Source organism: Pseudomonas sp. 8BK, from assembly GCF_902506475.1.
In the GTDB taxonomy this organism is placed as follows: Bacteria; Pseudomonadota; Gammaproteobacteria; order Pseudomonadales; family Pseudomonadaceae; genus Aquipseudomonas; species Aquipseudomonas anguilliseptica.
On record NZ_LR733252.1, the window covers coordinates 3,710,705 to 3,736,843 of the forward strand.

Sequence of the window (26,139 nt, forward strand, 5' to 3'; positions counted from 1 at the left end):
AGTGGCCCATGCTGGCACGTTGCTGAATTTTACTATTGCCATCGCCAGGGCAAGCTCTGCATGCTTAGCTCATAACAATGACAACAATGGCCTTTACCTATGCGCATATCGCGGCTGCTCAGGCGCCTGCGTAACGACTTCCAGCTGTCCATCATTACCTTGATGGGCCTGTTTGGCGTAATTGGTATTACCCCTTATGCCGTTTACCGGCTAGCAACCGGTAACTACCTGGTAGGCTCCGCCGACACCGTAATTGTGGTTTCCACCGTGCTCGCGGTGCTCTATGCCTGGCGCACTGGTGACACCATCAAGCCCGGCATCTATCTGGCCAGCATCTTCTCTTTCGGCTCGACCCTGATCGCCATCAATCTGGGCGTCAACGGCCTGTTCTGGATCTACCCGCTGATCCTCTTCAACTTTTTTATGGTGTCGCCCACCAAGGCCTTGATTGCCACCATTCTGGTGCTCACAACCCTGGTTGGTTACGGCCAGCTGAACCCTGGCGCAGTGTTCGAAAGCGACTACCAGATGGTTTCATTCCTGGTCACCAGCATGATGGCCAGCATTCTCAGCTTCGTTTTTGCCTACCGCACAAGCAGCCAGCGCGACCAGCTGCAACAACTGGCCATCCACGACCCGCTGACCGGCGCGCGTAACCGCCGGGCGATGAATGAAGAGCTTAAGATCGCTGCCTCCATCTACCGCCGCCACGGCAACAGTTACGGCGTGCTGGTGATGGACCTGGATCATTTCAAACGGATCAACGACAACCATGGCCATCAGGCCGGCGACCAAGTGCTGGTGGACTTCGTGAAACTGATCAAAAGCTCCTCGCGCAAGGAAGACCGGCTGTTCCGCTTCGGCGGCGAGGAGTTCCTCCTCCTGCTGCCCAACACCGAGCGCGCCGGCCTGCTGGCAGCCGCACAACATTTGCAGCAGCAAGTGGCGCAGCATCTGCACGGGCCTGGCGGGGTGGTAACCATGTCGATCGGCGGTGCCATCCTGCGCCGCGATGAGCACTGGGAAAGCATGCTGCAGCGTGCCGACGAACGCCTGTATCGCGCCAAGAATGCCGGGCGTAACTGCATCATCATTGATGACGGTGTCGATACCACCAGCAGCCTACCTGTCGCCTGAGCCGTGCGGTTTATCTTTGCTTACAACTTACCGCGAGGAAATTCGCGCGCGCAGCCGGCACGCCTGTAACAACTCGGCGTTGCCTCTGTCTATTGGCCACACCTCATACAGAGCACTGCCATGAAAAGACGCTCCTTGCTCAAGGGAATGGCCCTGTTGCCAACCCTGCCCCTGCTCGGTCACGTTCCGCTTAGCCTGGCGCAAACCATCGCCAGCAGCGTGACGCCGCTGAATAAACCCCACAGTGACTGGCGTGATCTGCTGACGCCCGAAGCCTATGCCGTGCTCTTCGAAGAAGACACCGAAGCCCCCGGAAGCAGCCCGCTGAATCAGGAGAAGCGCGACGGCACCTACATTTGTGCCGCCTGCTACCTGCCGCTGTTCGCCAGCCAGGACAAATATGAAAGCGGCACTGGCTGGCCCAGCTTTACCCAGCCGATTGCCGGCCATATGGGCACCAAGCGCGACTTCAAGCTGTTCTTCCCGCGCACCGAATATCACTGTGCACGCTGCGGCGGCCATCAGGGTCATGTCTTCGACGACGGCCCGAAACCACGCGGCGAACGCTGGTGTAACAACGGCGTGGCCTTGCGTTTTATCCCCGAAGGCGAAGCCTTACCTGAGCTGCGGAGCTGAACATGACTGCCATCCCCTCTACCTGGCGCAGCCGTTTGCTGGCCAGCAGCATCCTCGCTCTGGGCGGCCTGCTGGCTGCCTGTGAACCCACCGCGGCACAGGCGCCGCAGCCACAAGTCGGTGCGTCAACGGTGGAAAACCCTGGCGTGGCGATCTTTGCCGGTGGCTGCTTCTGGTGCACCGAATCAGATTTCGACAAAGTGCCCGGAGTGATTGAAACCACCTCCGGCTATATCGGCGGACATGTCGACAACCCCACCTACGAGCAAGTCTCTGCCGGCACCAGTGGGCATATCGAAGCGGTGCAGGTGCGCTTCGACCCGAGCAAGACCAGCTACGCCAAGCTGCTGGAAGCCTTCTGGCCCACCATTGACCCAATCACTGCCAATGCTCAGTTCTGCGACCGTGGCCCGCAGTACCGCAGCGCGATCTTCTACAGCAGCGCCGAAGAACAGCAACTGGCCGAAGCCTCCAAGGCCGCCCTGGAGAAGTCCGGGCGCCTACCGGCCCCGGTGGTCACGGAAATCCTCGCCGCCAGCACCTTCTACCCGGCCGAGGACTATCACCAGGACTACTACCAACGTAATCCTCTGCGCTACAACTACTACCGCAACGGCTGCGGTCGTGATCAACGCCTGGAAAAACTCTGGGGCAAGAAGCAGTAAACCGTGCCAGCTGATGACGCTGTATTCAGCCGCTGATACCTAGAGGCGGCAATCGCCGCATCCGCTATGGTTGAGCTCACACCTTGCCCAGTGAGCACACCATGGCCCCGTTGAAAACCCTGTTCAAACTCACCTCGCTGATCGCCCTGGGCGGTTGGCTAATGCTGGTTTGCCTGCCGTTCTGGCCCTATACCGATAAGTTGGTGCTGGTCCTAAGCGTGGTTCTGCTGGCTATCGTCTACAGCTGGCTGCTGTTTGTCGCAATGCGCCAACGACCCGAACCGGGTAGCGGCAGGCCGGGCTTCTTCAGCCTCGGCGGAGTGCTCTCACTGCTGCGCCAACCCACGGCTGCGCTGGCAGCCTGGGTACATATCCTGGCGTTCGATCTGATGGTCGGGCTGTATATCCGCCACGAAGGCGCCATTGCCGGCATCAGCCACTGGGCACTGCTGCCCTGCTATGTGCTGACGCTAATGTTCGGCCCACTGGGCCTGCTGGCGTTTCTAGGCTTGCGCTGGGGCTTGGTGATGGCGGCCTGAGTTAGCGGCTGCGTTCGTAGTATTCAGTGCTCTGCCCAGGATACTGCTGCACCCTATAGCCATTGGGGTACTCGATCGTTTGCTTGATCGTACCGCGGCTTTCTATCGACTGACTGCCGTAGCGCTGCTCATGGCGCTGCAGGCCATCGGGTAGGCGCTGCCCACCATAAAGGTTATGGCTTTCGATGGTCTGTGAGCTGCCAATACTGCCGCTGGCACCGGGGCTGATATAGGTCTTCGGAATGACCCGCAGCGTCTGCGGCGCCTGCTGCTCGGCATACAGCGGAGTCACCAGCAGCAACCCCACCAAACTGAGCACATATCTGCACATCGTCATTACAACCTCTGCGCCATGAGCGCGAAACGAACCTGAAGGTTTGGCAACATCAGCACGCCTGCGGTTCCGACCATTGATCCAGACAGCGCATCCGCATACTGCTTAATCGCTCAAATAACGAGCAATCATCCTCGGTTTGCTGGAAAGCACAAGCAACCCCGGCGTTCAACGCCGGATAAGCACTGCGCACAACCGGCAGCGCTGTTTCGCGATACCCGTCCCGCTTAATCTGCGGAGCATTTATTACTATCACTGGCCATGCATTCGCCTGAGCATTGCCAATCAGATGACTATCCGTATCGCTCTACTCCTTCTCGCCTGCCTGCCCGGCCTAGCGCTTGCTGAGCAATTCATCTGTCGGGTGATGACCATCAGCGAAGGCGACACCTTTAACTGCCTGACCACCGAGAACAAACGGCTGCGGGTGCGCCTTGCGGAAATCGACGCACCGGAAAGAAAACAGCCCTATGGCGCCGAAGCCAAGCAGGCCCTGTCTGATCTGGTGTTGGAAAAGCAGGTGATGCTGCATGTGCAAGAGGTCGACCGCTACGGCAGAACGCTGGCGCGTGCTTTCATCGGCGGCCTAGACGTGAATTACACCCTGGTCGCACAGGGCGCAGCCTGGGCCTACACCAAACAGCTGAAGGACCACCGCCTCAAGGATGCCGAGACTTTGGCCAGAAACATGGGCAAAGGCCTCTGGCAGCTTCCCGCCGAAGACATCGTCGCACCCTGGGATTGGCGCTATGCCGGCAGAATTGCCGCGTCGCAAAAAACCAAACCCAGTCGAACGGCATCGTTCTCCCAGTTCGGTGACGGCTAACAGATTGATGAGGATGGTGCCGGAGACAGGAATCGAACCTGCGACCTTCGCGTTACGAGTGCGCTGCTCTACCAACTGAGCTACACCGGCAAATGCTCATTGAGTCGCGTAATACGCCACCTGCAACGCGACTCAAGCTGACATCTCAAGCCTAGCAAGCCAACTACAGAACGTACGACTCACTACTGGTGCAATGCCGTGAGTCGTAAACGCGGAGTGCTGCTTATTTGCTCGGCAGTTCGATACGGTCTTCGTGGATCACGATGCGACCCTGCTTGTACAAACCACCGATGGCTTTCTTGAAGTTGCCCTTGCTGACCCGAAACAGCCCGGCAATTTCTTCAGGCGAACTTTTGTCATTCACCTTGAGTACACCATCGTGCTCGCGCAGTTTGGCCAGAATCTGTTCACCAAGGCTGCTGGCAGCTTCCTGACCTACTGGCTGCAGGCTCAGGCTGATTTTGCCGTCGGCGCGCACTTCCTTGATAAAGCCTTTTTCCTGCATGCCACTGCGCACAAACTTGAACAGTTCGTTCTTGTGGATCAGGCCCCAGTGCTTGCCATTGATAATGGCCTTGAAGCCCATATCAGTGGACTCGGCGACCAACAGGTCGACTTCCTCGCCCGTCGTGTAGTTGGCCGGCACGTTATCCAGGTAACGATCCAGGCGTGCAGTGGCGGTGATGCGCTTGCTGCGTTTATCGAGGAATACATGCACCACGCAGTAATCACCGATCTGCAATGGGCGTTTTTCTTCGGAGTGCGGCAGCAACAAATCTTTTGGCAAACCCCAATTAAGGAATAGGCCCACACGATTTATATCCACAACTTTCAAACTGGCAAATTCGCCCACCTGAACTTTTGGTTTTTCCGTGGTGGCAATCAATTTGTCTTCACTGTCCAAGTAAATAAAGACGTTCAACCAGTCTTCCACTTCACTTGGGGTATCGCTTGGGATATAGCGTTTGGGCAATAGAATTTCGCCATCCGCGCCGCCATCCAGATACAGGCCGAAGTCGGTGTGCTTCACGACCTGCAAACTATTCATTCGTCCAATTACCGCCATGATGCCCTACCCTCATTACCAGGCCGGCATTCTAGCCGACTCGCCTGGTAATTTCTCGGCCTACCGGCCATCGCCCTGCACCAGCCTGATGGCCGTGCAGGGCAATCCGACCGATGGAGCAAACCGCAAGGCACGGTTTCAGCAAGAAATATCTATTCTTATTAAAACAATCACTTACTGACATATTCGCTAATTATTCGAACTATTCGCAGAATAATTTCACGGCACATCGCTACATCCGATCTTTATTTACCAAGCAATTGTCAAGTATTTCGAGTATCATGCGCGGCCAAATTAATTTTTAAATAGGTTAATGGCCGTCATGCGTGTAAAAGCATCCAACAGCAAACCCAAGCCGGCTCCAGCCGTGGAAACCAGCGCTTCGATCGACGCACAGATCGAAGCCTTCCTGAAATCCGGCGGGGAAATTCAGCAAATTGCCAAAGGCGTCAGCGGCCAGGTGTACGGCACCACCAAGCAGATCACCATCGGTAAAAAGTAACGCTTTCTGGCCATGCAGCGCTTTGCTCGCAATGACAAAGCGCTGGCCAGTGCATAACCCCACCCAGTCCCTCGCTTCCTTCCTCAGCACAACATCAGTTGTTTTGCCCTTTTGCGCCCTGCCCACTGGCGCTTAACACAACCTTGTTTCAGAATCATGTCAGCCCGCATTTTGCGGCTGTTTCGGCATTGCCACTGCTGAACGATGGCAATCGCCCCAGGAGTACCCGTGCGCGTTACCTGCAATTGGCTGCGACAGCCTTCCAGCACCCTGCTTACCCTCGGTTTGTTATTACTCGCCCTGCCGTTACTTAGCCGCTACACGCTGGGCTGGTCGCATGCCTATGGCTATCTGTCTGACCTGGCGATCGGCAGCTTACTGCTGGTAGTTCTGCACCAGCGCTCCTGGCTGCTGAACATTGCCCTGCTGCTGACCTGGTGCATCTTTACCCTGAGCACCGCCGAGCTGGTCAATGCGGTGGGGCGCATGCCAGAGCCGGCCGACCTGCAATACCTGGGCGATGCGCAGTTCGTCAGCCATTCGACCCAGGGCAGCGGCTTGAGCCAACCACTACTGGCGTTGGCCATGGCCGTGCTGATGGCGCTATACCTGGGCCTGCGCAGCGTACAAACACCGCGCCGCGCCGCGCCGCTTGCACGCGCCTGGCTGCTGCTACCGCTGGCACTGTTTGCCCTGCACACAGCCGGCCAGCAATTCAAACCCAGCGAAGCTGACCAGTGGTTGCAGTTCAACCTGCCGCACAAGCTGCTGGCGGAAAGTACCAATGGCGCTCAGCAAAACCTGGCCGACTGGCTGGCGGGTGATGAACCGAGCAGCCCACCCGACATCAGCGGCCTGAATCAGCTCGACCTGCACGGTACGCCGATGCTCAAGCAAGCCGGCAGCGCCCGCAACGTACTGATCATTACTCTGGAAGGCGTGACCGGCGCCTACCTGCAAGCCAGTCGCCAGGCCATTGGCAGCAGTTACGCGCAAGACCCGATGCCCCGCCTGAGCCAGTGGGCCGAGCGCGGCATGCTCACGACCGATTACGTGTTGCACGGTCATCAGACCATCCGCGGCCTCTATGCGATGCTCTGCGGCGATTACAACAAACTCGACTCCGGCACCCCGAAGGGCGTCGAACTACTCAACAACCCAGCGCGCAGCGAGCAATGCCTGCCGGCACAGCTGCGCGAGCGCGGCCTTAGCACGCACTTCCTGCAAGGGGCTGGGCTGCGCTTTATGGCCAAAGACCAGATCATGCCGCAGATGGGCTTCGACCAGACCCTGGGCCGCGACTGGTTCAAGAACAAGCCCTATATCGAGTTCCCCTGGGGCATGGACGACAAAGCCTACTTCGAGGGCGCGCTGGGTTACGTGCAACAGTTGCGCAAAAAGCGTCAGCCCTGGATGCTCACCCTGCTGACCGTGGGCACTCACCAGCCCTACTCCGCCCCACAGGACTACCTGGACCGCCATCCCAACGCCAAACTGGCGGCGATTGCCTATCTGGACGATGCCGTTGCCGACTTCCTCGACGCGTTGAAAAAACAGGGCGTGATGAAAGACACCCTGGTGATCGTCACTTCGGATGAATCTCATGGCCTGGAGAACGTTCGCCTGGCTTCGGCCTGGGGCTTCAACCTGCTGCTGGCTCCCGAGCAGGCGCAACTGCCCGCCACCAAGCAAGGCGTGTATGGCCATGTCGACCTGACCGCCTCAGTGCTCGACTACTTTGCCTTCCCTGTACCGAGCAATATCGCCGGCCGTTCATTGCTGCGCGATTACGCCACGGGCCGCAAGATCATCTCCTACACCAACGGCCTGCTGCGCCAGCATGACGGCAACGGCACGCTGACCGAGTGTGATTTCCAGAATGTCTGCCGGCGCTACACCAGCCCTGGCTTTATTGCCGACAACGCGCATTACCTGGGCCGTTTCAGCGGCAAACAGGCGCGATTGATCAGCCAGCAAGCAGCCCTGCTTGACCAGTCACTAAGCAACGGCGGCCAGGCCGAGCAACGCTACCAGTTCGCCAACCTGCAACCCATCAAACTCAAACCCAGTGTCAGTGATGACTGGGCAGACAATCTGGTGGGTGCGCAGTACCTGACTCTGGGGGCGAATACCCAAACCACCGTGACCCTGAAAATCCGCGCGCTGCGCTTGGGTAAACAGGGCGCCACGCTGCAATTGAAAACCAAGGAATACGACCGCAACGTCGATCTGGCGATCCCGCAACTGCCGCTGCTAACGCGTAACAAGCCCGTCGAAGTCAGCTTTACCTTCGACAACCCGCAAGCGCGCAAGGCGTTCTCCTTCCACCTGCTGGGTCAGGGTCAGGGATCCATCGAGATTGTCGACTTCAGCGTCAGTAGCACACCGCTGCAGACCGAGGAAGAACTGCTGGCTGCGCAAGAGGGCCTCGACAAGGCCGCACCCACGCAATAAGCCGCCGGGGACAGCGCCAATTGTCGTCAGTGCATGGCGTAGCGATGCTCAATAGCCGTGTACTCGCCACTTTCCCGAATCGCTGCCAAGCCCTGATTAAAGCGTTCGCAATGGGCCTGCTGCCGGCAACCTAGCTTGTAGTCGGTGGCCGCAAAAATCGGATACAGGGTCAGTGGCTGGGTCACATCGACCTGGGTGTACACCTCGCGGTTGAAGTAACGCAGGATACGCATATCCGTAACTACCACATCCACCCGGCCGCTGTAGAGCATGCGATTGCGGGCAATCTGAAACGCCTCCTCACGGTAGCGCGGATTGTTTTCGGCCATCGCCTGGTACTCACTACCGAGGAGAAAGCGCGCGCGCTGAAAGGCATTGACCGAGTAACCCACCAGGTCGCTGATGCGCTGAATATCCAGGTTTCGCGAGCGCAGGGCCACCGCGACATTCTGGTAGCGGATATAGGGTTCCGAATAAAAAATAGAACCGCCGCTGCGCTCATTGGTGGTCGCAATAACGTCGATCTGGCCCTTGCTCAGCATCAGATTCAAGCGCTCCATCGGCGCGTAGTACGCCACCGGTTCCAGCCCTCCGCGCTGCGCGGCAGTCATCACGATGTCGTACTCCAGGCCACGAGCCTCACTCTCGAAGATATAAGGTGGTTTGTGCGTACCAAAGCCGACGCGCAAGGCTTGCGCCGAGACGTTCAGGCTACACGACAGCAAACAACAGACCCACAACCACTTCATGGCGATACCCGAGTTAAACCAGTGCCCAGCATAGCCGGCTATGAGCTGATTCTGCATTGCCCTATCGCTGAGATCGATTAATCGGAGTTAGCTCTCAGGCGTTATTGCACGTCGCCCTCCTAATTTCCGACCCGCCCAGGTCCGCTTAGGTTCGACCTGAACTTTCGCCGGTCAAACCTACTCAGCGAACACGCCAGCCTGTTCGCCCGCAAGGACATCGCCATGAAGATAATCGGCCCAGTAAAACGCTTGAGCTTTTGCGCTGCCTTCGTTCTATCTGCGCAGCGCACGGCCTACGCCTCCTGTAGTTACGAAGAGGCGATAGCCAAGCCGGGCAACTCGTAGCCAAAGCCGCAGAGATCAACCAAAAAATCCTGCCCGTGCGGATCAGCTACGCGCAGAACTGAAGGAAATCTCACCCGAGACCTCCTCTGACCTGTTGGAAAACGCTTGCGCAGGTGACGACCAGCGCTTCAGGAGCCGGAACCAGGCGGAGGTGAGATGCAAGACCAGTAAAACTAGCAATCACCCGGTTTACTCGGTCGCTGCCCATCACCCGGATCGATAACAGAGGATTCGTCGCACCTTGGCCACTCCGGTCTAGACTTCAGCCACTCTGTTCAGCCTCTACCGGAGAATTCCCATGCTTAAAGCCGAGTATCAAACCCGCGGGCCCGCTCCTCAGGAAGTAATTGCCGCCGTTGCGCTGCAGCTACCTGAGCCTGGCGCCGGCCAAGTGCGTATCAAGGTACTGGCTGCGCCGATCAACCCATCCGATGTGCTTACCCTGACCGGCGAATACGGCATGCTGCCGCCGTTGCCAGCGATTGGCGGTAACGAAGGGGTTGGCCGGGTGGAAGCGCTGGGCGCCGAAGTCAGCAACGTGAAGATCGGCCAGATGGTGCTGTTGCCGGTGGGCTGCGGCACCTGGGTCAGCCATTTGAATGCGCCAGCCAATAAACTGATTCCCCTGCCGGAAGCCGATCCGCAGCAACTGGCCATGCTCACGGTCAACCCGCCGACCGCCTCTCTGATGCTCAGTCAATTCGTCGACCTCAAGCCCGGCGATTGGGTGATCCAGAACGCCGCCAACTCCGGCGTCGGCAGCTACCTGATCCAGCTGGCCAAGCTGCGCGGCTTCAAAACCATCAACGTGGTACGCCGTGAGTCAGCAGTGGCCGGCGTTGAGGCAGAAGGCGGTGACGTGGTACTGGTCGATGGCCCGGACCTTGCCAAGCGAGTGCGCGCAGCCACTGGCGGTGCAAACGTGCGCCTGGGTATCGATGCCGTAGGCGGCGAGTCTACCGACCACCTGGCCGCCAGCCTGTGCGAAGGCGGTGTGCTGGTTAACTACGGCATGATGAGCCGCCAGCCGTGTCAGGTATCGCCAGCGTCCTTTGTGTTTCGCGATGTCAGCCTGCGCGGCTTCTGGTTGGCCAAATGGTTCCAGAACGCCAGCCAGGCCGAGCAGATGAAGGTGTTTGGCGAGCTGGTGCAGCTGATCGCCAGCGGCAAGCTACATACTCGGGTCGCAGCCACCTATGACGTCAGCGAGATCAAGCAGGCCGTGGCGGCCGCCGCCAGTGGCGAGCGCGACGGCAAGATCTTGATCGTACCGAAGTAAGGATTAAGCGGCAGACGGTGGAGAGCCCGCCGTCTTCAGCCGCCTGCAGATGTATTGCTCAGCCATAGCACCAGCCCCACCAGAGACAGATGCAGCAGGACGATCAACCAGAACAGCAGCTGATAACTCAGCTTGCGGTTCTTGTGCCGAATCAGCCGCTGCGCCAGCAACCCGCCGGGCCAGCCGCCCAACAACTCATACAGATGCAGGCGCGCCTCGGGCGTGCGCTGCTGGCCCTTGATGGCGAACTGTTTGTCGCGGTAGTAGGCGATAAAGCAGATCAGGCTCATCAGCCCGTAAGCCAGCGCTAGCACAGACAGAACATCGACCCCGACCAGCAGCGGCTGAATCCGTTCGTGCCAGAGCTGCGCCACACCCTGCAGCAGCGGCGGGTAGTTGGCGTAATTGCTGACACTCAAGGCCAGATTGCTATGGGCGATGCTGCAGGGCTGATCGCTGTAGAGCAGCACACCGTCAGGCTGCACGCATTTGTGCACCGCGCTCTGGGCCTGCGCGACGATTAACCACGCAACAACCCAGCAGACCCAACGGCCCACGACGTTACTCGGCAGCTGGTGTACGGCGCTTCAGCGGGGCCAGGCCATCCTGGCTGACCAATACCGACGCATCAGGTTTCGGCCGGTTGATGGTGTTGCGCTTCGGCGCCTTGGCGGCAGGCTTTTTCGTGGCGAGCTTCTTGCCGGTTTTCGGGTCGATCTTTTTCTTCTTCGGGCCAACCGCTTTACCGGACGCCTTGAGGTTTTTCGGGCCCTGGTAGATGCCTTTGAGATCCTTGATATTGCGGCGCTCGAAACGCTGCTTAAGGTAGCGCTCGATACTCGACATCAGCGCCCAGTCGTTGTGGCAGATCAGCGAGATCGCCAGACCTTCGGCGCCAGCACGGCCGGTACGACCGATACGGTGTACATATTCGTCGCCAGAGCGCGGCATATCGAAGTTGATCACCAGGTCCAGGCCATCGACATCCAGGCCACGGGCCGCCACATCAGTGGCCACCAGAATCTTCACCGCGCCTTGCTTGAGACGGTCGATGGCCAGCTTGCGATCCTTCTGGTCCTTCTCACCGTGCAACACAAAGGTCTTGAAGTCGTGGGCAACCAACTTGCCGTACAGGCGGTCGGCCTGAACGCGGGTATTGGTGAAGATGATCGCCTTATCGTAGGTCTCGTTCTTCAGCAACCACTCGACCAGACGCTCTTTATGGTGGTTATGGTCAGCGGTGATGATCTGCTGGCGCGTGCCTTCGTTGAGCTGGCTGACGCGGTTGAGCTGCAGGTGCTCAGGCTCTTTCAGCACCTTGCCGACCACTTCACGCAGAGCGGCGCCGCCACTGGTGGCGGAGAACAGCAAGGTCTGGCGCTCGGCATTGCACAGTTCACCCAGGCGTTGCACGTCCTCGGCAAAGCCCATGTCGAGCATGCGGTCTGCTTCATCGAGCACCAGCACTTCGACTTCATCAAGCAGCAGGTTGCCGGCGTTGGCATGTTCGATCAGCCGGCCTGGCGTGCCGATCAGGATGTCGACCTTGCGCAGCATGGCGGCCTGCACCTTGAAGTCTTCCCCACCGGTGATCAGCCCGCCCTTGAGGAAGGTGAACTGGGCAAAACGCTCGACTTCTTTCAGGGTCTGCTGGGCCAGCTCACGGGTCGGCAGCAGGATCATCGCGCGAACGCTCATGCGTGGCTGAGAAGCACCATCGCCGAGCAAACGATTGAGCATTGGCAGCACAAAGGCTGCGGTCTTGCCGCTGCCGGTTTGCGCAATAACCCGCAAGTCTTTTCCTTGCAGCGCCAGCGGAATGGCCGCCATCTGCACCGGGGTGGGCTCGACAAAGTTAAGCTCGGCCACGGCTTTGAGCAGGCGTTCATGCAGGGCGAATTGGGAAAACACGGGTATACCTCGACAAAAAATCAGCAATACAGCGGCATAGATTACCGGTTCTGCCGGCTAAAAGCCCGAACGGCCTGGCCAACGGCGCCTGTAGCCTAGTTGGCGCCCTGCAACAGGACGCTGAAACGGTGCAGATTGCGGCCTCCTGTCAGGCCACTACGCAAGCGCGGCGTCGCGCCGGTAGAATGCGCGCCGCCATTCAATTCCGGGTGGCATGGGTTCCCTAACCCCATCCAGCAAAAAGGTCCCGTCATGCTTATTACCGCCCCTCAGCGCCTACGCAATGCGCTTATTGCACTGGTGCTGTTTCATATCCTGATCATCATCGCCAGTAACTACCTGGTGCAGCTGCCGATCACCCTGCTCGGCTGGCACACCACCTGGGGCGCATTCAGCTTCCCGTTTATCTTCCTGGCCACCGACCTGACCGTACGCCTGCTCGGCAAACAGGCGGCGCGCCGGGTGATTGCCCGGGTAATGCTGCCGGCGCTACTGATTTCCTACATCGTTTCGGTGCTGTTTCAGGAAGCAAGCTTTCGCGGCTTCGGCGCCTTGCTGGAGTTCAACGAGTTCGTCCTGCGCATTTCCATCGCCAGCTTCCTGGCCTATGTGCTCGGGCAGTTCCTCGATATTCAAGTATTCGACCGCCTGCGCCAGCTGTCGCTATGGTGGGTAGCGCCAACAGCCTCGACCGTCCTTGGCAACCTGCTGGATACCTACGCGTTCTTCTCGGTGGCATTCTGGAACAGCAGCAACCCGTTTATGGCCGAGCACTGGGTGGAAATCGCCACGGTCGATTACGGGGTCAAACTGGTCGTCAGCCTGCTGCTGTTCGTGCCGCTCTACGGCATGTTGCTCAACGCCATTCTGCGCATATTGGCTGGACGCGATGACAGTACTCCACCCGCCACACCGGCCAATTCTGGGCCACACTGAAGAGCGCGCAGCCAATAGCTGCGCGAGTTGTTTAACCCTCCCTCTAATGGAGTACCGCCATGTACCGTTCCTTGTTGCTAACCGTCACCAGCTTGGCCCTGGCAGTTGCCTTGAACAGTGCCAGCGCCGCCCCAAAACACGACAAGCATGACAAGCACGGTGACGATGGCGGTATACAGGTTGATCTGCGCGGCCCGAGCATCGATATCGGCCGAGTGCGCATCATTCTTGGTGACAATCGCGACCTGATCGGCCCAGCCCAATCTCTGCCGCCGGGCATCCGCAAGAACCTGGCGCGCGGTAAGCCGCTGCCACCAGGCATTGCCAAGCGCTTCGACAATCGCCTGCTCGGCCAACTGCCGCGCTACGAAGGCTACGAATGGCAGCAAGTCGGCACCGACGTGGTGCTCGTCACCCTGGCTACGGGACTGATCTACGAGATTCTGCAGAACGTGCTGGACTGAAGCTCGTCAGAAAACTTTTCCCTCTCTGCGTCCCTCGGGCGGGCGGCTCGCTGGCCGGCTCGACAAGCGGGGGATCGGCCTTGCGCCCTATCTGTTGGGGACGGTATTGCGATGTTCTCTCGCAGTCAGCTCCTACCGGAAAGCCTGGCGGATGTCTTGCTATAAACCTTGCCGCGCCTGCTTGATCAACAGCCGCGCACTGTCCCAGCCGACCAGCAGCACCGCCAGCCAGATCGGCAGATAGGTCAGCCATTGCGCGCTGTTGAACTGTTCGCCGAGAAACAGCAGCGCCACCAGAAACAGCAGCACCGGCTCGACATAACTGAGAATGCCGAACAGGCCCATTGGCAGCAGGCGACTGGCGGCCATCATCGCGGCAAACGCCAGCGAGCTGATGACCGCCAGCCCCGGCAGCAGCCACCACAGCTGCGGCGCCTGGGCAAACAGCTGCGGCGGGCTCCATTGCAGCACCAGCCAGATCGCCACCGGTGCCATAAACAGCATCTCGAAGGCAAAACCAGACAAGGCATCCAGGCGCATCCAGCGGCGCAGCATGAAGTACGGCGGATAACCCAACACCGTGACCATCACCACCCAGGAAAACGCCTGGGTCAGCCACAACTCATGGGTCACGCCGAGCAAGGCGCAGAACACTGCCAGGCGCTGCAACGGCCGCAGTCGCTCGCCATAGAACACCCGTCCGGCCAGCACCATCGCCAACGGCAGCAGGAAGTAGCCCAGCGACACTTCCAGCATGCGCCCGGCCAGTGGCGCCCAGACAAACAGCGCCCACTGAATACCCATCAGCAGCGCTGCCAGCGGCAAGCTGGCCAACAGTAACGGCTCACGCCGCACACGAGCGCAGGCGGCGAGCAGCACCGGCCATTGCCGCGACAGGGTAATCAGCAGCAACACGGCCGGCATCGACCAGAGCACCCGCTGGGCAAATACCTGCAAACCATCGAGCGGTGCCAACAGCCGCACATAGCCGGGCACCACGGCAAACAACACCGAGGCAATAATCGACAGCGCCACACCGCGCCCAGACAGCTGCATCACATCACCCTGCTCAATCAAACCCCGACATCTTGCCTGGCTTGTAGTTAAGACCACAGCCACAAAGCGACACAGCCAGGTACTTAAACAGCCGTACAGCGAAAAAATGCAGCGCATAAAAAAGCCCGCACTGCATCAGCAGAGCGGGCAGAGACGTCCAGGAGCACCGGACACCAGGAGAGCAGGATGCGGTGGGAGAATCAGATGGCCTGGGCCAGTTGCGCCTTGGCCTGGTTCAGGCCTTTCTCGAGAAACTCGCCGCCCAGGTTGAGGCCTTCGGCGTGGATAAAGCTGACATCGTGAATGCCGACAAAGGCCAGCGCCTGACGCAGGTAGGGTTCCTGATGATCCTGGGTACCGCCGGCGTAGATGCCGCCGCGGGCGGTCAGGACAAAGGCGCGCTTGCCACTGAGCAGGCCTTGCGGGCCGGTTTCGCTGTATTTGAAGGTCACACCCGCACGCAGCACATGGTCGAGCCAGGCCTTCAGGGTGCTGGGGATGGCGAAGTTGTACATGGGCGCGGCCAGCACCAGCACATCGGCGGCCAGCAGCTCGTCGGTCAGCAGGTTGGACAGCGCCAGCGCAGCCTGCTCGGCTTCACTCTGCTGCCCGACCGGGGTCATCCAGCCGCCCAGCAGGTTGGCGTCGAGATGCGGCACCTGATCAACCGCGAGGTCACGCACCTTGATTTGGTCGGCCGGGTTGGCAGCCGACCAGTCGGCAATAAATTGTGCTGTCAGCTGACGAGAAACCGAACCTTGCTGACGGGCGCTGCTTTCAATTACCAGGACGTTTGCCATCTTGTCTGCTCCATCGAAGGGTTGTTGAACATCGATGGGCAAAGAATAGGAGCGCGAAATCCGATTAAAAAGCGCAAACAACTGCGCAAAACCATCTAATAATTTGATTTATAGCCAACCCGCGCTTAGTCTCTGAGCAGTCGTGTGGCTAGCACCTATCAAAAGCCTCGCGAGCTAGAACCATGCAAGGCAGAAACAGGCGAGAAACGTAGCGCAGCGGAGTAACAGCCAACGGCTGGCCCGCAGGGTGAGCGCAGCGAATCAAGCGGAGTGTACTTTTGTACATGAGCATTACTCGTTTCACTCGCCCTTCGGGCCGCGCTAAAGCGTGTTAGCCGCAAGCGGCTTGCCGAGCCTGTTTCTAACGCAGCAGGCTGGAAAGTTTAAGACAGCTCGCAGGTCAGTTTGACCCGCAGCTTGATAATGCTGCGGCTGAACTTCACCGCCAGGCTGTTGCTTTCACCGGCAGCCAGGCTGACCTTGCGGCTGCGCGGCGCTTCTGGGCCGTTGCGAAATACCGCCGTGCACTTGGCATCGCTGCGGCCATAGTTGTACAGCTGCAAGCCGCCCATGTTGTGGTCGATTTCCTGGGTGGTGGCCGAGACTTCAGCGCCATTGAGCTGTTTCTCCACCTCGATCGGGTAGGCCATTACAGTCAGCGGCAGGCAGGCCAGCAGTGCGCAACAGAGCTTTTTCATCAGGGCAGTCTCCGGCAAAAGACGGCCAGTTTAGGTTGATTGAGTGGGTATTTGCACCCTAAGTACGGGAATCGATTATGAAAGCTCCCCGCGTAACCCTCGACCAATGGCGCACCCTGCAGGCAGTGGTCGACCATGGCGGCTTTGCTCAGGCCGCCGAGGTGCTGCACCGCTCACAATCCTCTGTCAGCTACACCGTGGCGCGTATGCAGGAGCAGCTGGGCGTACCGCTGCTGCGTATCGATGGACGCAAGGCGGTGCTCACCGAAGCCGGTGACGTGCTACTGCGCCGCTCGCGGCAACTGGTCAAACAGGCCAGTCAACTGGAGGACCTGGCCCACCATATGGAACAGGGCTGGGAGGCCGAAGTGCGCCTGGTGGTCGATGCTGCCTACCCCAATGCCCGCCTGGTGCGCGCGCTGACCGCCTTTATGCCGCAAAGCCGTGGCTGTCGGGTACGTCTGCGCGAGGAAGTGCTGTCCGGCGTGGAAGAAGTGCTCAAGGATGGCATGGCTGACCTCGCCATCAGCGCGCTGAACATTCCCGGTTTTCTCGGTGCGGAAATGAGCACGGTGGAGTTTGTCGCCGTGGCCCACCCCGATCACCCGCTGCACCGCCTGCAGCGGGTCGTAACCTTCCAGGACCTGGAAGCCCAGATGCAGGTGGTGATCCGCGATTCCGGGCGTCAGCAGCCGCGCGACGTTGGCTGGCTCGGCGCCGAACAGCGCTGGACGGTCGGCAGCCTGGCCACCGCTGCCACCTTTGTCAGCAACGGTCTGGGCTTTGCCTGGTTGCCGCGCCACCTGATCGAACGCGAGCTCAAGGACGGCCTGCTCAAGCCCCTGCCGCTAGATCAAGGTGGCAGCCGCAACCCGCTGTTCTTCCTCTATTCAAACAAAGACAAGCCCCTGGGCCCGGCCACGCAGATTCTCGTCGAGCTGATCCAGCGCTTCGATGCCGCCCCTTTGAATGCAGCCTTTGCTGCGCCCCTGCCCAACGCCTGAGAAGAACATGGGCCTGAGAGGAACCTGTAGATGTCATTTTTTGATAACGACGACTGCCAGCTGCACTACGAGGAATACGGTCACGGCGCGCCCGTGCTGCTGGTCCACGGCCTCGGTTCGAGTACTCGTGACTGGGAATACCAGATCCCCGAACTGGCTCGTCACTACCGGGTAATTGCCCTCGATGTGCGCGGCCACGGCCGCTCGGACAAACCCCGCGAGCGTTACAGCATCCAGGGTTTTGCCGAGGATGTGGCGGCGCTGATCGAGCACCTGCAACTGCCACAGGTGCATCTGGTGGGCATATCCATGGGGGGCATGATCGGCTTCCAACTGGGCGTGGATCGCCCCGAATTGCTGAGAAGCCTGTGCATCGTCAACAGTGGCCCGGAAGTGAAGGCGAAAAGCCCGCGCGACTATATCGAGATCGCCAAACGCTGGAGCCTGTCGCGCCTGCTCAGCCTCGATACCATTGCCAAGGCCCTGGGCAAACTGCTGTTCCCCAAACCGGAGCAGGAAGAGCTGCGACAGAAAATCCTGCAACGCTGGCCGCAGAACGACAAGCGTGCTTACCTTGCCAGCCTGGATGCGATTATCGGCTGGGGGGTACGGGAACGCCTGAGCCGGATCGGCTGTCCGACCCTGGTGGTCACGGCCGACCGCGATTACACCCCGGTGGCGCAGAAGCAGGCGTATGTCGATGAACTGCCCAACGCACGCCTGCTGGTGATCGAAGATTCGCGTCACGCCACACCGCTGGATCAACCCGAACAATTCAACAGTAGCCTGCTAGCCTTCCTTGCCGAAGTCGAACAGGCCGCTCCCACTGCCAAGCAACAATAAGGACTACCCGCATGTTCAAGACCCTCACCCTCGCCGCCTGCTCCATCCTGTTTGCCGGCAACCTGCTGGCCGCAGAAAACCCGAAAGTGCTGCTGACTACCAGCCTTGGCGACATCGAGATCGAGCTGAATGCCGAAAAAGCGCCGATCAGCACCGCCAACTTCCTCGCCTACGTCGACAGCGGCTACTACGCCGGCACCCAGTTCCACCGGGTGATTCCAGGCTTTATGGTGCAGGGCGGCGGCTTCGATGCCGACATGCAGCAGAAGGACACCCAGGCGCCGATCAAGAACGAAGCCGACAACGGTCTGCACAACGTGCGCGGCACCCTGGCCATGGCTCGTACCCAGGTACGCGACTCCGCCACCAGCCAGTTCTTTATCAACCACAAGGACAACGCCTTCCTCGACCACGGCTCGCGTGACTTCGGTTACGCCGTATTCGGTAAGGTGGTGAAGGGCATGGACGTGGTCGACAAGATTGCCCAGGTGCCGACCGCCAACCGTGGCGGTCATCAGAACGTGCCGCGTGAGCCGGTGCTGATCACCGAAGCCAAGCGTCTCTGATTGCACCTCGCGGGGTGGGCCTGCTCACCCCGCGCGCTTTACCCTCTTTTTCTGCCGCAACACCCACCCCGGCAAACTCGTTAGAATCGGGCGCTATTCCCTGATCTAGGCAGGATGCCTGACATGCTGTTCCGCCGCTTCGAACACCTGATCGATGTCTTTAAAGCCAGCCCGGATGTCGAGCCACCGGCCGGTATGCTGGCGTTTTATGCCTACTATTTGCGCCAGGTCTGGCCGTTGATGATCGCCGTGCTGGTAGTCGGTTTTGTTGCGGCCTTGATCGAAGTCGCGCTGTTCAGCTTCCTCGGTCAGCTGATCGATATGACGCAGACCACCTCAAGTGGCGAGTTCTTCGAGCAGCACCAACACACGCTGCTGTGGATGCTGCTGGTGGCGCTGGTCATCCGTCCGCTGGTGTTCGGCCTGCACAACCTGCTGACGCATCAGACCATAAACCCAGGTCTGACCAACCTGATCCGCTGGCAGAACCACCGTTATGTACTCAAGCAGAGCCTGAGCTTCTTCCAGAACGATTTCGCCGGGCGCATCGCCCAACGCATCATGCAGACGGGTCCCTCGCTGCGTGATTCAGCGATGCAGGTGGTCGATGCGCTCTGGCATGTGCTGGTGTACGCCGCCAGCGCGCTGTACCTGTTTGCCGCCGCCGACCTGCGCCTGATTGCCCCGCTGCTGCTGTGGATAGTCAGTTACTGCGCGGCGCTCTGGTACTTCGTACCGCGCATCAAGCAGCGCTCTGCGGCGGCCTCGGCGGCGCGCTCGAAAGTCATGGGGCGGGTGGTCGACGGCTACAGCAACGTCACCACCCTCAAGCTGTTCGCCCACACCCAGGTCGAGGAACACTACGCCCGCGAAGCTATACAAGAACTGCTCGGCAAGGTGCGTTTGCAGTCGCGCATCATCACCACCCTGGATTTCCTGATCACCTGCCTTAACGGCATGCTGATCGTCGGCACCGGCGCGCTGGCGCTGTGGCTGTGGGATCAGCAACTGATCAGCACCGGCGACATCGCTCTGGCGCTGGGCCTGGTGATTCGCATCAACGGCATGGCCGAATGGATCATGTGGGTGGTCAACGGCATCTTCGAAAACGTCGGCACCGTGCAGGACGGCATGAAAACCATTGTCCAGCCGCGCCAGGTGCTCGACCAGACCGCGGCCAACCCCCTGCAAGTCAGCCAGGGCGCCGTGCAGTTCGACAACATCCATTTTCACTACGGTAAGCGCAACGGGGTGATCGCTGGCCTCAGCCTGGCCGTGGCACCCGGCGAAAAAATCGGCCTGATCGGCCCTTCCGGCGCGGGCAAATCAACCCTGGCAAATCTGCTGCTACGCCTCTACGACCTTGAGAGCGGGCAGATCCTGATCGACGGTCAGAACATCGCCGAGGTGGCCCAGGAAAGCCTGCGCGCGCAGATCGGCATGGTCACCCAGGACACCTCGTTGCTGCACCGATCGATCCGCGACAACCTGCTCTACGGCAAACCCGAGGCCAGTGAAGACGAGCTGCTCGACGCCGTACGCAAGGCCCGCGCCGACAGCTTTATCCCGCTACTGGACGACGGCATGGGCGGCCATGGATTCGACGCGCAGATTGGCGAACGCGGGGTCAAACTCTCCGGCGGCCAGCGCCAGCGCATCGCCATCGCCCGCGTGCTGCTCAAGGACGCACCGATTCTGGTGCTGGACGAAGCCACCTCGGCGCTGGATTCGGAAATCGAAGCGGCCATTCAGGAAAGCCTGGATACCCTGATGCAGGGCAAAACGGTGATCGCCATCGCCCATCGCCTGTCGACCATTGCACGCATGGACCGCCTGGTGGTGATCGACCAAGGGCGCATCGTCGAAACCGGCAGCCACAGTGAGCTGATCGCCGCCGGTGGCCTCTATGCGCGGCTTTGGCAGCATCAGACCGGAGGTTTTGTCGGCGTCGGTTAAAACCTGTTCACGATCTGCTTCGCGTCGCCCCTGCGGCGTTAAAAACAGGCTCGGAATGCTCATGTACAAAAGTACACTCCGCTTCCTCGCCTGTTTTTGCCTTGCAGGACTCTAGCTCGCGAGATCGTGAATAGGCTTTAAGAACGGATTGGCGAAGCTCAGTTGCGCGCATGGGCCATCTGAAACTTCGCCACGCCTTCCAGTCTGGCCAGCTCATCGGCCATATCGCTGATCCGCGCACTCTTCTGCCCGTCCACCGCCACGGCGACAAAGCGCCACTCCAGCTGGCCCTGCTCAAAACTCACGGTGAACGAGCCGCCGGCAATCACATAGCCACGCTCGCGGGCGATCTCCCGCAAACGCGCCTCATGCGGGCGGACAAATCCGGGGGCGAAACGCAGCACAATGGCCAGCGCCGGACGCGATGGCAGCCGCGCCTCCAGCTTTGCGCCCCACATCATCAGCCCGGCAGAAATCAGGCTAAGCAGCACCGCCGCGCCATAGAAGCCGACGCCCACCAGCACGCCAATCGCCGAAGACGCCCAGATCGACGCCGCCGTGGTCAGGCCGCTGATGCTCATGCCGTCCTTCATGATCAGCCCGGCGCCAAGAAAACCGATGCCGGTGACCACCCCCTGAATCACCCGTGTCGGGTCGACACTGGAGAGTGAGTGATCGCCCAGCCAGTGCTGCGGGTACACGCACAACACCGTCAGCGCACAGGAGGCCATACAGACCATGCCATAGGTACGCATGCCCGCCGCGCGGCCATGGTAGGAGCGCTCATAACCGACCAGCAGGCCAAGCAGCAGCGCGCCGAGCATATTCAGAAACAGGGTAAGATTGACCGCCACGCCCGGCAGCAGCCAGAACTGATCGACCAGGGCAAATGTACTCACAACACACCTCGCACAGCAGCGAACATGCTCTGAGCGTAGTTGCCGCCCCGCTAAACTGCGCGAGCGGGCACGCTATTGGCGGTACGGCAGCAGCTCGCGTGCCTGTTCGGCGTAGCCACACACGCCGTGCTGTTCTTCGGCGAGAAAGTTCGCCACGGCCGCACGCAGGCCGGGATGACAGAGGTAGTGCCAGGAGTAGGTAATGACCGGCTCAAAGCCGCGAATCAGTTTGTGCTCGCCCTGGGCGCCGGCGTCGAAGCGTTGCAGGCCATTGGCGATGGCAAAGTCCATGCCTTGGTAGAAACAGGTTTCGAAATGCAACCGGTCAAACTCCGCCAGACAACCCCAGTAGCGGCCATACAGGCTGTCGCCGCCGACCAGGCTAAAGGCCATGGCCACTGGTCTACCGGCCTGATGGGCGAGCACCACGCGGATCATCTCCGGCATGCGCTCGGCCAACAGGCTGAAGAAAGCGCGCGTCAGATAGGGTGACTGGCCGCGCACACGGTAGGTGTTGGCGTAACACAGGTAGACGAAATCCCACTCCAGATCACTGAGCTGGTGGCCCTCACGCCAGTCAAACGCGATGCCCTGCCCCGCCACCTGCTCACGCTCCTTGCGCATCTGTTTGCGCTTGCGTGAGCTAAGTGCATCGAGAAAATCCTGAAAATCCCGGTAGCCGCGATTGCGCCAGTGAAACTGACAACCCAGACGTTGCAACCAGCCATCACGATCCTGCAGCAGGGTGTTTTCGGCCTCGGTGGTGAAGTTGATATGCAGGCTCGATAGCCCCTCCTGCTCCAGGCTGGCGCTTAGCTGATCAAGCAATTGCCCGGCCGCCTGCGGTGCGCCCAGCACACGCTGGCCCGTCACAGGCGAGAAGGGAATCGCACCGAGCAGCTTGGGGTAGTAGTCGATGCCAGCACGGTGGCAGGCATCCGCCCAGCCATGATCGAACACGTACTCGCCATAGGAATGGCTTTTCACATAGCCCGGCATGGCCGCCAGCAGTTGGCCTTGTTCGCCGAGTAGAACTGTATGAGCCGGCTGCCAGCCACTGCGCCCGCCCACACTGCCGCTGTCTTCCAGTGCCGAGAGAAAGGCGTGGCGCAAGAAAGGCTGCGCATCAGTCAGCAGCGCATCCCACTGACTGGCGGCAATTTCATGAATGGAGTTAAGGCAGGTAGGCAACATCGACAGCTCGGCGATTCGGGCAAGGCTGCACTATAGCGCCAAGCCCAGCGCCAGACACCTTGCCTGACGCGCCATGGCAGTTTCAGCGCATGGCCTTGTAGGCAACCATATACGGCAGCTTCTTGCTGGCCATCTTGCCCATTTCCTTACGGTCGACAGAGGAATAGCCGCCCAGCTCAGCCGCCGTGAAGCCGCTGTCACCCACTGTGCTGTTGGCCTTCAGGGCGACCATCAGCTTGGCCGCGGCAGCAATCGCATTGCGGTAGTCACCCTTGTCGTGCAGATCGTAGTCACTTAGATCGAGCTGACCACGCAGCCAGTTGCCCCAGTAAAACTCAAGAAACTCCGGGGCCACTTCGCCCGAACGGGGTTTGTCATAGGCCACCTCACGGGTGAAATACACCAACGCGCGGTAGGGATCATCTGCCAGGCTGCCCAGGCCAAGTTGCGCTGGAATCTGCTCCGGGATAATCACCTGACCTTGGCCATCCTTGAGCCAGACCTTGCGTGCAACCTGCATGCGCTGCCAGAAACTGACCAGATCCGCGCTGTCGCTGAAGTTGTCGGTGACCTTGACCCACATCGGCAGCTTGGCGCCACCTTCGGGCTGCTCCCACAGCGTGGTAAAGGTGTGGTGTCCATCGGTCAGATACAGCCGGCCTTCAGGGCCGACCACCACGGTTTTCATTTCACTGCTGCGTGAAGCCACTGCGCCCTGACAGCTAAAGCTGTCCGGCTGATGCAGGTTGGCGGCCTTTGGCACCTTGCTGCTTTCGCCCTGACCATTGGCCTCGCAGTACTCATCGAAGAGCTTGTTCGGCTCTTTGGCAAAACGCCCGAGCTTGTAATAGATCTGGTCATACCCCACCACCGCCTGGGTCGGGTGCAACTGCTCAAGACGTACCTGCAACAACTCGCCAGGCTTGGCCGCGCGGTAATCCTCAGCCACGGCCGCAGCGCTCAAACCCACCATCAGTAACAACACAGCACAGACGCGCATCGGTCCTTCCCCAGATAAAAATTGCGAAAAAAAGCCCCGCACTAGGCGGGGCTTAAAGATAGGAGCAGCAGTTAAGCGGTGTTACTTAGAACACGTACTGCAGACGGCCGATGATGGCTTTACCGTCATCAACATTCTTGTTGTCGCCGCCAGCAACAGCAGTGGTGTTGACGTTGTCGACTTCGTAGTCAACGTAGTTCAGGCTCATACGTACAGCTGGAGTGGCGAAGTAGTTGACACCCACCACCACGGCGCTGGCTTCGAACTCATCGCCGGCATCCGCAGCCACGATACCGGCCAGGCCCAGGTTGCCAGGAATGGCGGTCGCATCGGAGTCAATCTCGGTGCTTTCATAGCGAGCGAAGACTTCCCAGGTGCCCTTCATATCTGTCGGCTTGTCCCACTTGCCATCGCTGCCTTTGTAGCCACGGGCTGCGCCGAACATGTAGGAAACCTGCGCGGTGTAACCGCTCATGTCGGAATCGGAATCCAACCCGCCTGCAGTCTCACCGCTAATGCTGCGCTGGAAGTATTCAGCCTGACCACGCAGGCCACCGAACTGAACACCGGACTCCAGCAACCACTCACTGTCTTTATCCGCGACAGCTACATCTGCAAAGGTCAGACGCAGATCGTCGTCGCTGCGAATACCCAGGCGAGTACGGGCACGAGCGCGGTCATCGTCCGAGCTGCTGTCGTGGTAGTTGGCAGCCAAGTGAACAACGTCAGTGCCGTTCAGGTAGGGCGCCCAGTGAGCACGCAGGGTGTAGCCGAACAGCTCGTCGTTATCATCGGACTCGTAGTTGTTGTTGTTGTCGCTTACATCGTAAGTAGCAACCTGAGCCATCAGACCGTAGTTGTCGCCAGAGTGTTTGACGTTCACACCGAACTGCGCGTCTTCATCACCATGCAGGAAGTCGTACATAAATGGACGCTCGATGGCCGTGATCCAGGACGAACTGGTGGTGCCTTCCAGACCGTAGTCCACACCAAAACGGCCCACGGTTACATCGACAACATCAAAACCGCTGTAGGTGATATAGGCACGGTCAACATCGGTGCCGTTTTCAAAGCCGTCATAGGACAGGCGCACGCCCCAACCCCAATCCTTGTAAGCAACACCTTCCAGGCTGATTTCACCGCGACGGATGTAGGTGTTGAAGGTGTCATCGAACGGGTTGTTCTGATCGGCTGCCTGCAGGCCATCAAAGTTGGTGGCATCCCACTGCAGCTTACCGCCCAGTTTGAAGCTGAATTCTTTGTCGGTGGTGGCGACTTCCAGGCCACCCTTGGTCTTGATCACGAGATCGGCGCCGTCAGTGGTGACGGTACCGGCGAAAGCCTGGGCGGAAACGGCCAGGGCCAGAGCGCTGGTAGCGAAGCCGGCCATTACTCCACGAAAGCTGTGCTTACGGATCATCGAAGATTCCTCTAAATGGACTTTTAAGTGTTGAAAACACCCGAGCGCTGGGGCTCGTTCGTGCTGGAGGGAATCTTGGCGGCGGGATATTTCACGGCAGTTGCTGATATATAAATATTTGATTACAGAGGAACTTTTTACTTCCTTTGCCTATAAGCAGTGAGAACTGCTCTAGACCGGCCTTTGCCAACGGCCCGCACGCCCTTGCAGCGGCGGGCCAGGTTTAACTCAAGATTGTTTGCGTAATGCCTTGCCCAGCCAGTAATCCAGGCTTAGCCAACGCCCGGCGCCGCTGAAAAACAGCGCCACCAGCATTACCAGGTAGGTGGCGGCAAACTCGATGCCGTTGTTCAGCACCACCAGCTTGCCGCTGCTGGTCAGCCAGTCGTAATTGCCATGCTCCTTGAGCAGCTCACGGGCCCGCGCAATTTTCTCCACCGAGTCCATGACCCGTTCATTGGCAAACGGCGCGCTGGCATCGGCAATCGCCTGCCAACCGTAGGGCAGGTGTACGGCGAAGATCGCCACCAGCATGGTGACAATCAACGGAATACTGACCCAGCGCACCGCCAGGCCAAACAGCAGCAGCAGCGCCCCGCCCGCCTCGGTCAGCGCCGCCGCCCAGGCCAGCAGCTCGGGGAATGGCAGGCCCAGGCCCCAATCCGGATTGCCGAACCAGGCGGCGGTGGCGTCGATGTCCGCCAGCTTGTGCATGCCGGCCATCCAGAACACGGGCACCAGGTACAGACGCAGCAATAACGGCCCGAGAAAATCCAGGCGACGGGTAGCATCCAGAGCATCCTGGAGACGATTGAAAAAGCTCAGCATGGGATATCTCCACAGGTCGGCACTGTCGGTGC

At 59.7% G+C, this 26,139-nt stretch carries 26 protein-coding genes, 1 tRNA gene and 1 pseudogene; 14 read left to right on the plus strand and 14 right to left on the minus strand.

From position 1 onward, the window contains the following. The first annotated feature begins 99 nt into the window (after positions 1–99). The 4 genes from ACIN8IBEIGE_RS17330 (at position 100) to ACIN8IBEIGE_RS17345 (ending at position 2,977) form a co-directional block, all read left to right on the plus strand. Positions 100–1,137, plus strand: a complete 1,038-nt coding sequence (locus ACIN8IBEIGE_RS17330; RefSeq protein ID WP_160015747.1) for a GGDEF domain-containing protein — start codon at positions 100–102, stop codon at positions 1,135–1,137. Positions 1,138–1,257: 120 nt separating this feature from the next. Continuing rightward, positions 1,258–1,773: a peptide-methionine (R)-S-oxide reductase MsrB gene (gene msrB, locus ACIN8IBEIGE_RS17335; protein ID WP_160015748.1), complete on the plus strand. Its 516-nt coding sequence runs from the start codon at positions 1,258–1,260 to the stop codon at positions 1,771–1,773. A 2-nt stretch (positions 1,774–1,775) separates the two neighbouring features. Next, positions 1,776–2,438 (plus strand): peptide-methionine (S)-S-oxide reductase MsrA, encoded by a 663-nt coding sequence (gene msrA / locus ACIN8IBEIGE_RS17340; protein ID WP_090387952.1) that lies wholly within the window; start codon positions 1,776–1,778, stop codon positions 2,436–2,438. Positions 2,439–2,539: 101 nt separating this feature from the next. Continuing rightward, positions 2,540–2,977 carry an ABA4-like family protein gene (locus tag ACIN8IBEIGE_RS17345; protein WP_160015749.1) on the plus strand — a complete coding sequence of 146 codons (438 nt, stop codon included), beginning with the start codon at positions 2,540–2,542 and terminating at the stop codon, positions 2,975–2,977. Position 2,978: 1 nt separating this feature from the next. Here ACIN8IBEIGE_RS17345 and ACIN8IBEIGE_RS17350 read toward each other — a convergent pair whose 3' ends face one another. Then, entirely contained in the window at positions 2,979–3,314 is a 336-nt protein-coding gene (locus tag ACIN8IBEIGE_RS17350) for a hypothetical protein (protein ID WP_256665214.1), read from the minus strand. A gap of 364 nt (positions 3,315–3,678) precedes the next feature. Here ACIN8IBEIGE_RS17350 and ACIN8IBEIGE_RS17355 point away from each other — a divergent pair, with 364 nt between their 5' ends. Beyond that, the gene (locus ACIN8IBEIGE_RS17355) at positions 3,679–4,137 is read left to right on the plus strand and encodes a thermonuclease family protein (RefSeq protein ID WP_256665215.1); all 459 of its coding nucleotides are present in this window, start codon (positions 3,679–3,681) and stop codon (positions 4,135–4,137) included. Positions 4,138–4,151: 14 nt separating this feature from the next. Here ACIN8IBEIGE_RS17355 and ACIN8IBEIGE_RS17360 read toward each other — a convergent pair. Beyond that, positions 4,152–4,227: transfer RNA gene (locus ACIN8IBEIGE_RS17360), tRNA-Thr, on the minus strand. Between the two features lie 133 nt (positions 4,228–4,360). Next, positions 4,361–5,203 carry a S1 RNA-binding domain-containing protein gene (locus tag ACIN8IBEIGE_RS17365; RefSeq protein WP_160015750.1) on the minus strand — a complete coding sequence of 281 codons (843 nt, stop codon included), beginning with the start codon at positions 5,201–5,203 and terminating at the stop codon, positions 4,361–4,363. A gap of 313 nt (positions 5,204–5,516) precedes the next feature. On the opposite strand from ACIN8IBEIGE_RS17365, the gene ACIN8IBEIGE_RS17370 reads away from it, so the two are divergent. Then, positions 5,517–5,705 carry a hypothetical protein gene (locus ACIN8IBEIGE_RS17370; RefSeq protein ID WP_169852821.1) on the plus strand — a complete coding sequence of 63 codons (189 nt, stop codon included), beginning with the start codon at positions 5,517–5,519 and terminating at the stop codon, positions 5,703–5,705. Positions 5,706–5,933: 228 nt separating this feature from the next. Then, a complete protein-coding gene (locus ACIN8IBEIGE_RS17375) occupies positions 5,934–8,159 on the plus strand; it encodes an LTA synthase family protein (RefSeq protein ID WP_256665216.1) in 2,226 nt (741 codons plus the stop codon). Between the two features lie 26 nt (positions 8,160–8,185). Here ACIN8IBEIGE_RS17375 and ACIN8IBEIGE_RS17380 read toward each other — a convergent pair whose 3' ends face one another. Next, on the minus strand, positions 8,186–8,965 hold the full coding sequence (locus ACIN8IBEIGE_RS17380) for an ABC transporter substrate-binding protein (RefSeq protein ID WP_256665217.1): 780 nt from the start codon (positions 8,963–8,965) through the stop codon (positions 8,186–8,188). 586 nt (positions 8,966–9,551) lie between these two features. Here ACIN8IBEIGE_RS17380 and ACIN8IBEIGE_RS17385 point away from each other — a divergent pair. Further along, entirely contained in the window at positions 9,552–10,532 is a 981-nt protein-coding gene (locus ACIN8IBEIGE_RS17385; RefSeq protein WP_160015752.1) for a zinc-dependent alcohol dehydrogenase family protein, read from the plus strand. 35 nt (positions 10,533–10,567) lie between these two features. Here ACIN8IBEIGE_RS17385 and ACIN8IBEIGE_RS17390 read toward each other — a convergent pair. Both ACIN8IBEIGE_RS17390 and ACIN8IBEIGE_RS17395 read right to left on the minus strand, forming a co-directional pair. Continuing rightward, positions 10,568–10,837, minus strand: a pseudogene (locus ACIN8IBEIGE_RS17390) (DUF1294 domain-containing protein); the annotation flags it as partial. A gap of 256 nt (positions 10,838–11,093) precedes the next feature. Continuing rightward, positions 11,094–12,443, minus strand: a complete 1,350-nt coding sequence (locus ACIN8IBEIGE_RS17395) for a DEAD/DEAH box helicase (RefSeq protein ID WP_160015753.1) — start codon at positions 12,441–12,443, stop codon at positions 11,094–11,096. 252 nt (positions 12,444–12,695) lie between these two features. On the opposite strand from ACIN8IBEIGE_RS17395, the gene ACIN8IBEIGE_RS17400 reads away from it, so the two are divergent. Further along, the gene (locus tag ACIN8IBEIGE_RS17400; protein ID WP_160015754.1) at positions 12,696–13,379 is read left to right on the plus strand and encodes a 7-cyano-7-deazaguanine/7-aminomethyl-7-deazaguanine transporter; all 684 of its coding nucleotides are present in this window, start codon (positions 12,696–12,698) and stop codon (positions 13,377–13,379) included. Between the two features lie 59 nt (positions 13,380–13,438). Then, positions 13,439–13,843 (plus strand): anti-virulence regulator CigR family protein, encoded by a 405-nt coding sequence (locus tag ACIN8IBEIGE_RS17405; RefSeq protein WP_160015755.1) that lies wholly within the window; start codon positions 13,439–13,441, stop codon positions 13,841–13,843. Positions 13,844–14,002: 159 nt separating this feature from the next. On the opposite strand, the gene rarD is transcribed toward ACIN8IBEIGE_RS17405, so the two are convergent. The 3 genes from rarD to ACIN8IBEIGE_RS17420 form a co-directional block, all read right to left on the minus strand. Beyond that, a complete protein-coding gene (rarD, locus tag ACIN8IBEIGE_RS17410; protein ID WP_160016421.1) occupies positions 14,003–14,899 on the minus strand; it encodes an EamA family transporter RarD in 897 nt (298 codons plus the stop codon). Positions 14,900–15,099: 200 nt separating this feature from the next. Then, positions 15,100–15,699, minus strand: coding sequence for an FMN-dependent NADH-azoreductase (locus ACIN8IBEIGE_RS17415; protein ID WP_160015756.1), 600 nt, complete (start codon positions 15,697–15,699; stop codon positions 15,100–15,102). 383 nt (positions 15,700–16,082) lie between these two features. Further along, positions 16,083–16,397: a 3-phosphoglycerate kinase gene (locus ACIN8IBEIGE_RS17420; RefSeq protein WP_160015757.1), complete on the minus strand. Its 315-nt coding sequence runs from the start codon at positions 16,395–16,397 to the stop codon at positions 16,083–16,085. 77 nt (positions 16,398–16,474) lie between these two features. On the opposite strand from ACIN8IBEIGE_RS17420, the gene ACIN8IBEIGE_RS17425 reads away from it, so the two are divergent. From ACIN8IBEIGE_RS17425 to ACIN8IBEIGE_RS17440, 4 genes are all read left to right on the plus strand, one after another. Next, entirely contained in the window at positions 16,475–17,401 is a 927-nt protein-coding gene (locus tag ACIN8IBEIGE_RS17425; protein ID WP_160015758.1) for a LysR family transcriptional regulator, read from the plus strand. Positions 17,402–17,431: 30 nt separating this feature from the next. Next, complete coding sequence (locus ACIN8IBEIGE_RS17430; protein WP_160015759.1) at positions 17,432–18,244, plus strand: alpha/beta fold hydrolase; 813 nt, start codon at positions 17,432–17,434, stop codon at positions 18,242–18,244. Between the two features lie 11 nt (positions 18,245–18,255). Then, positions 18,256–18,810, plus strand: coding sequence for a peptidylprolyl isomerase (locus ACIN8IBEIGE_RS17435; RefSeq protein ID WP_160015760.1), 555 nt, complete (start codon positions 18,256–18,258; stop codon positions 18,808–18,810). Between the two features lie 123 nt (positions 18,811–18,933). Next, positions 18,934–20,766: an ABC transporter ATP-binding protein gene (locus tag ACIN8IBEIGE_RS17440; protein ID WP_160015761.1), complete on the plus strand. Its 1,833-nt coding sequence runs from the start codon at positions 18,934–18,936 to the stop codon at positions 20,764–20,766. A gap of 158 nt (positions 20,767–20,924) precedes the next feature. On the opposite strand, the gene ACIN8IBEIGE_RS17445 is transcribed toward ACIN8IBEIGE_RS17440, so the two are convergent. The 5 genes from ACIN8IBEIGE_RS17445 to ACIN8IBEIGE_RS17465 form a co-directional block, all read right to left on the minus strand. Continuing rightward, complete coding sequence (locus ACIN8IBEIGE_RS17445; protein WP_218579710.1) at positions 20,925–21,665, minus strand: MgtC/SapB family protein; 741 nt, start codon at positions 21,663–21,665, stop codon at positions 20,925–20,927. A gap of 72 nt (positions 21,666–21,737) precedes the next feature. Continuing rightward, the gene (locus tag ACIN8IBEIGE_RS17450) at positions 21,738–22,859 is read right to left on the minus strand and encodes a GNAT family N-acetyltransferase (RefSeq protein ID WP_160015762.1); all 1,122 of its coding nucleotides are present in this window, start codon (positions 22,857–22,859) and stop codon (positions 21,738–21,740) included. 82 nt (positions 22,860–22,941) lie between these two features. Further along, the gene (locus ACIN8IBEIGE_RS17455; RefSeq protein ID WP_160015763.1) at positions 22,942–23,859 is read right to left on the minus strand and encodes a ParB/Srx family N-terminal domain-containing protein; all 918 of its coding nucleotides are present in this window, start codon (positions 23,857–23,859) and stop codon (positions 22,942–22,944) included. 85 nt (positions 23,860–23,944) lie between these two features. Next, the gene (locus ACIN8IBEIGE_RS17460) at positions 23,945–25,279 is read right to left on the minus strand and encodes an OprO/OprP family phosphate-selective porin (protein WP_160015764.1); all 1,335 of its coding nucleotides are present in this window, start codon (positions 25,277–25,279) and stop codon (positions 23,945–23,947) included. Positions 25,280–25,507: 228 nt separating this feature from the next. Next, positions 25,508–26,107, minus strand: a complete 600-nt coding sequence (locus ACIN8IBEIGE_RS17465) for a DoxX family protein (RefSeq protein WP_160015765.1) — start codon at positions 26,105–26,107, stop codon at positions 25,508–25,510. Positions 26,108–26,139: the final 32 nt, after the last annotated feature.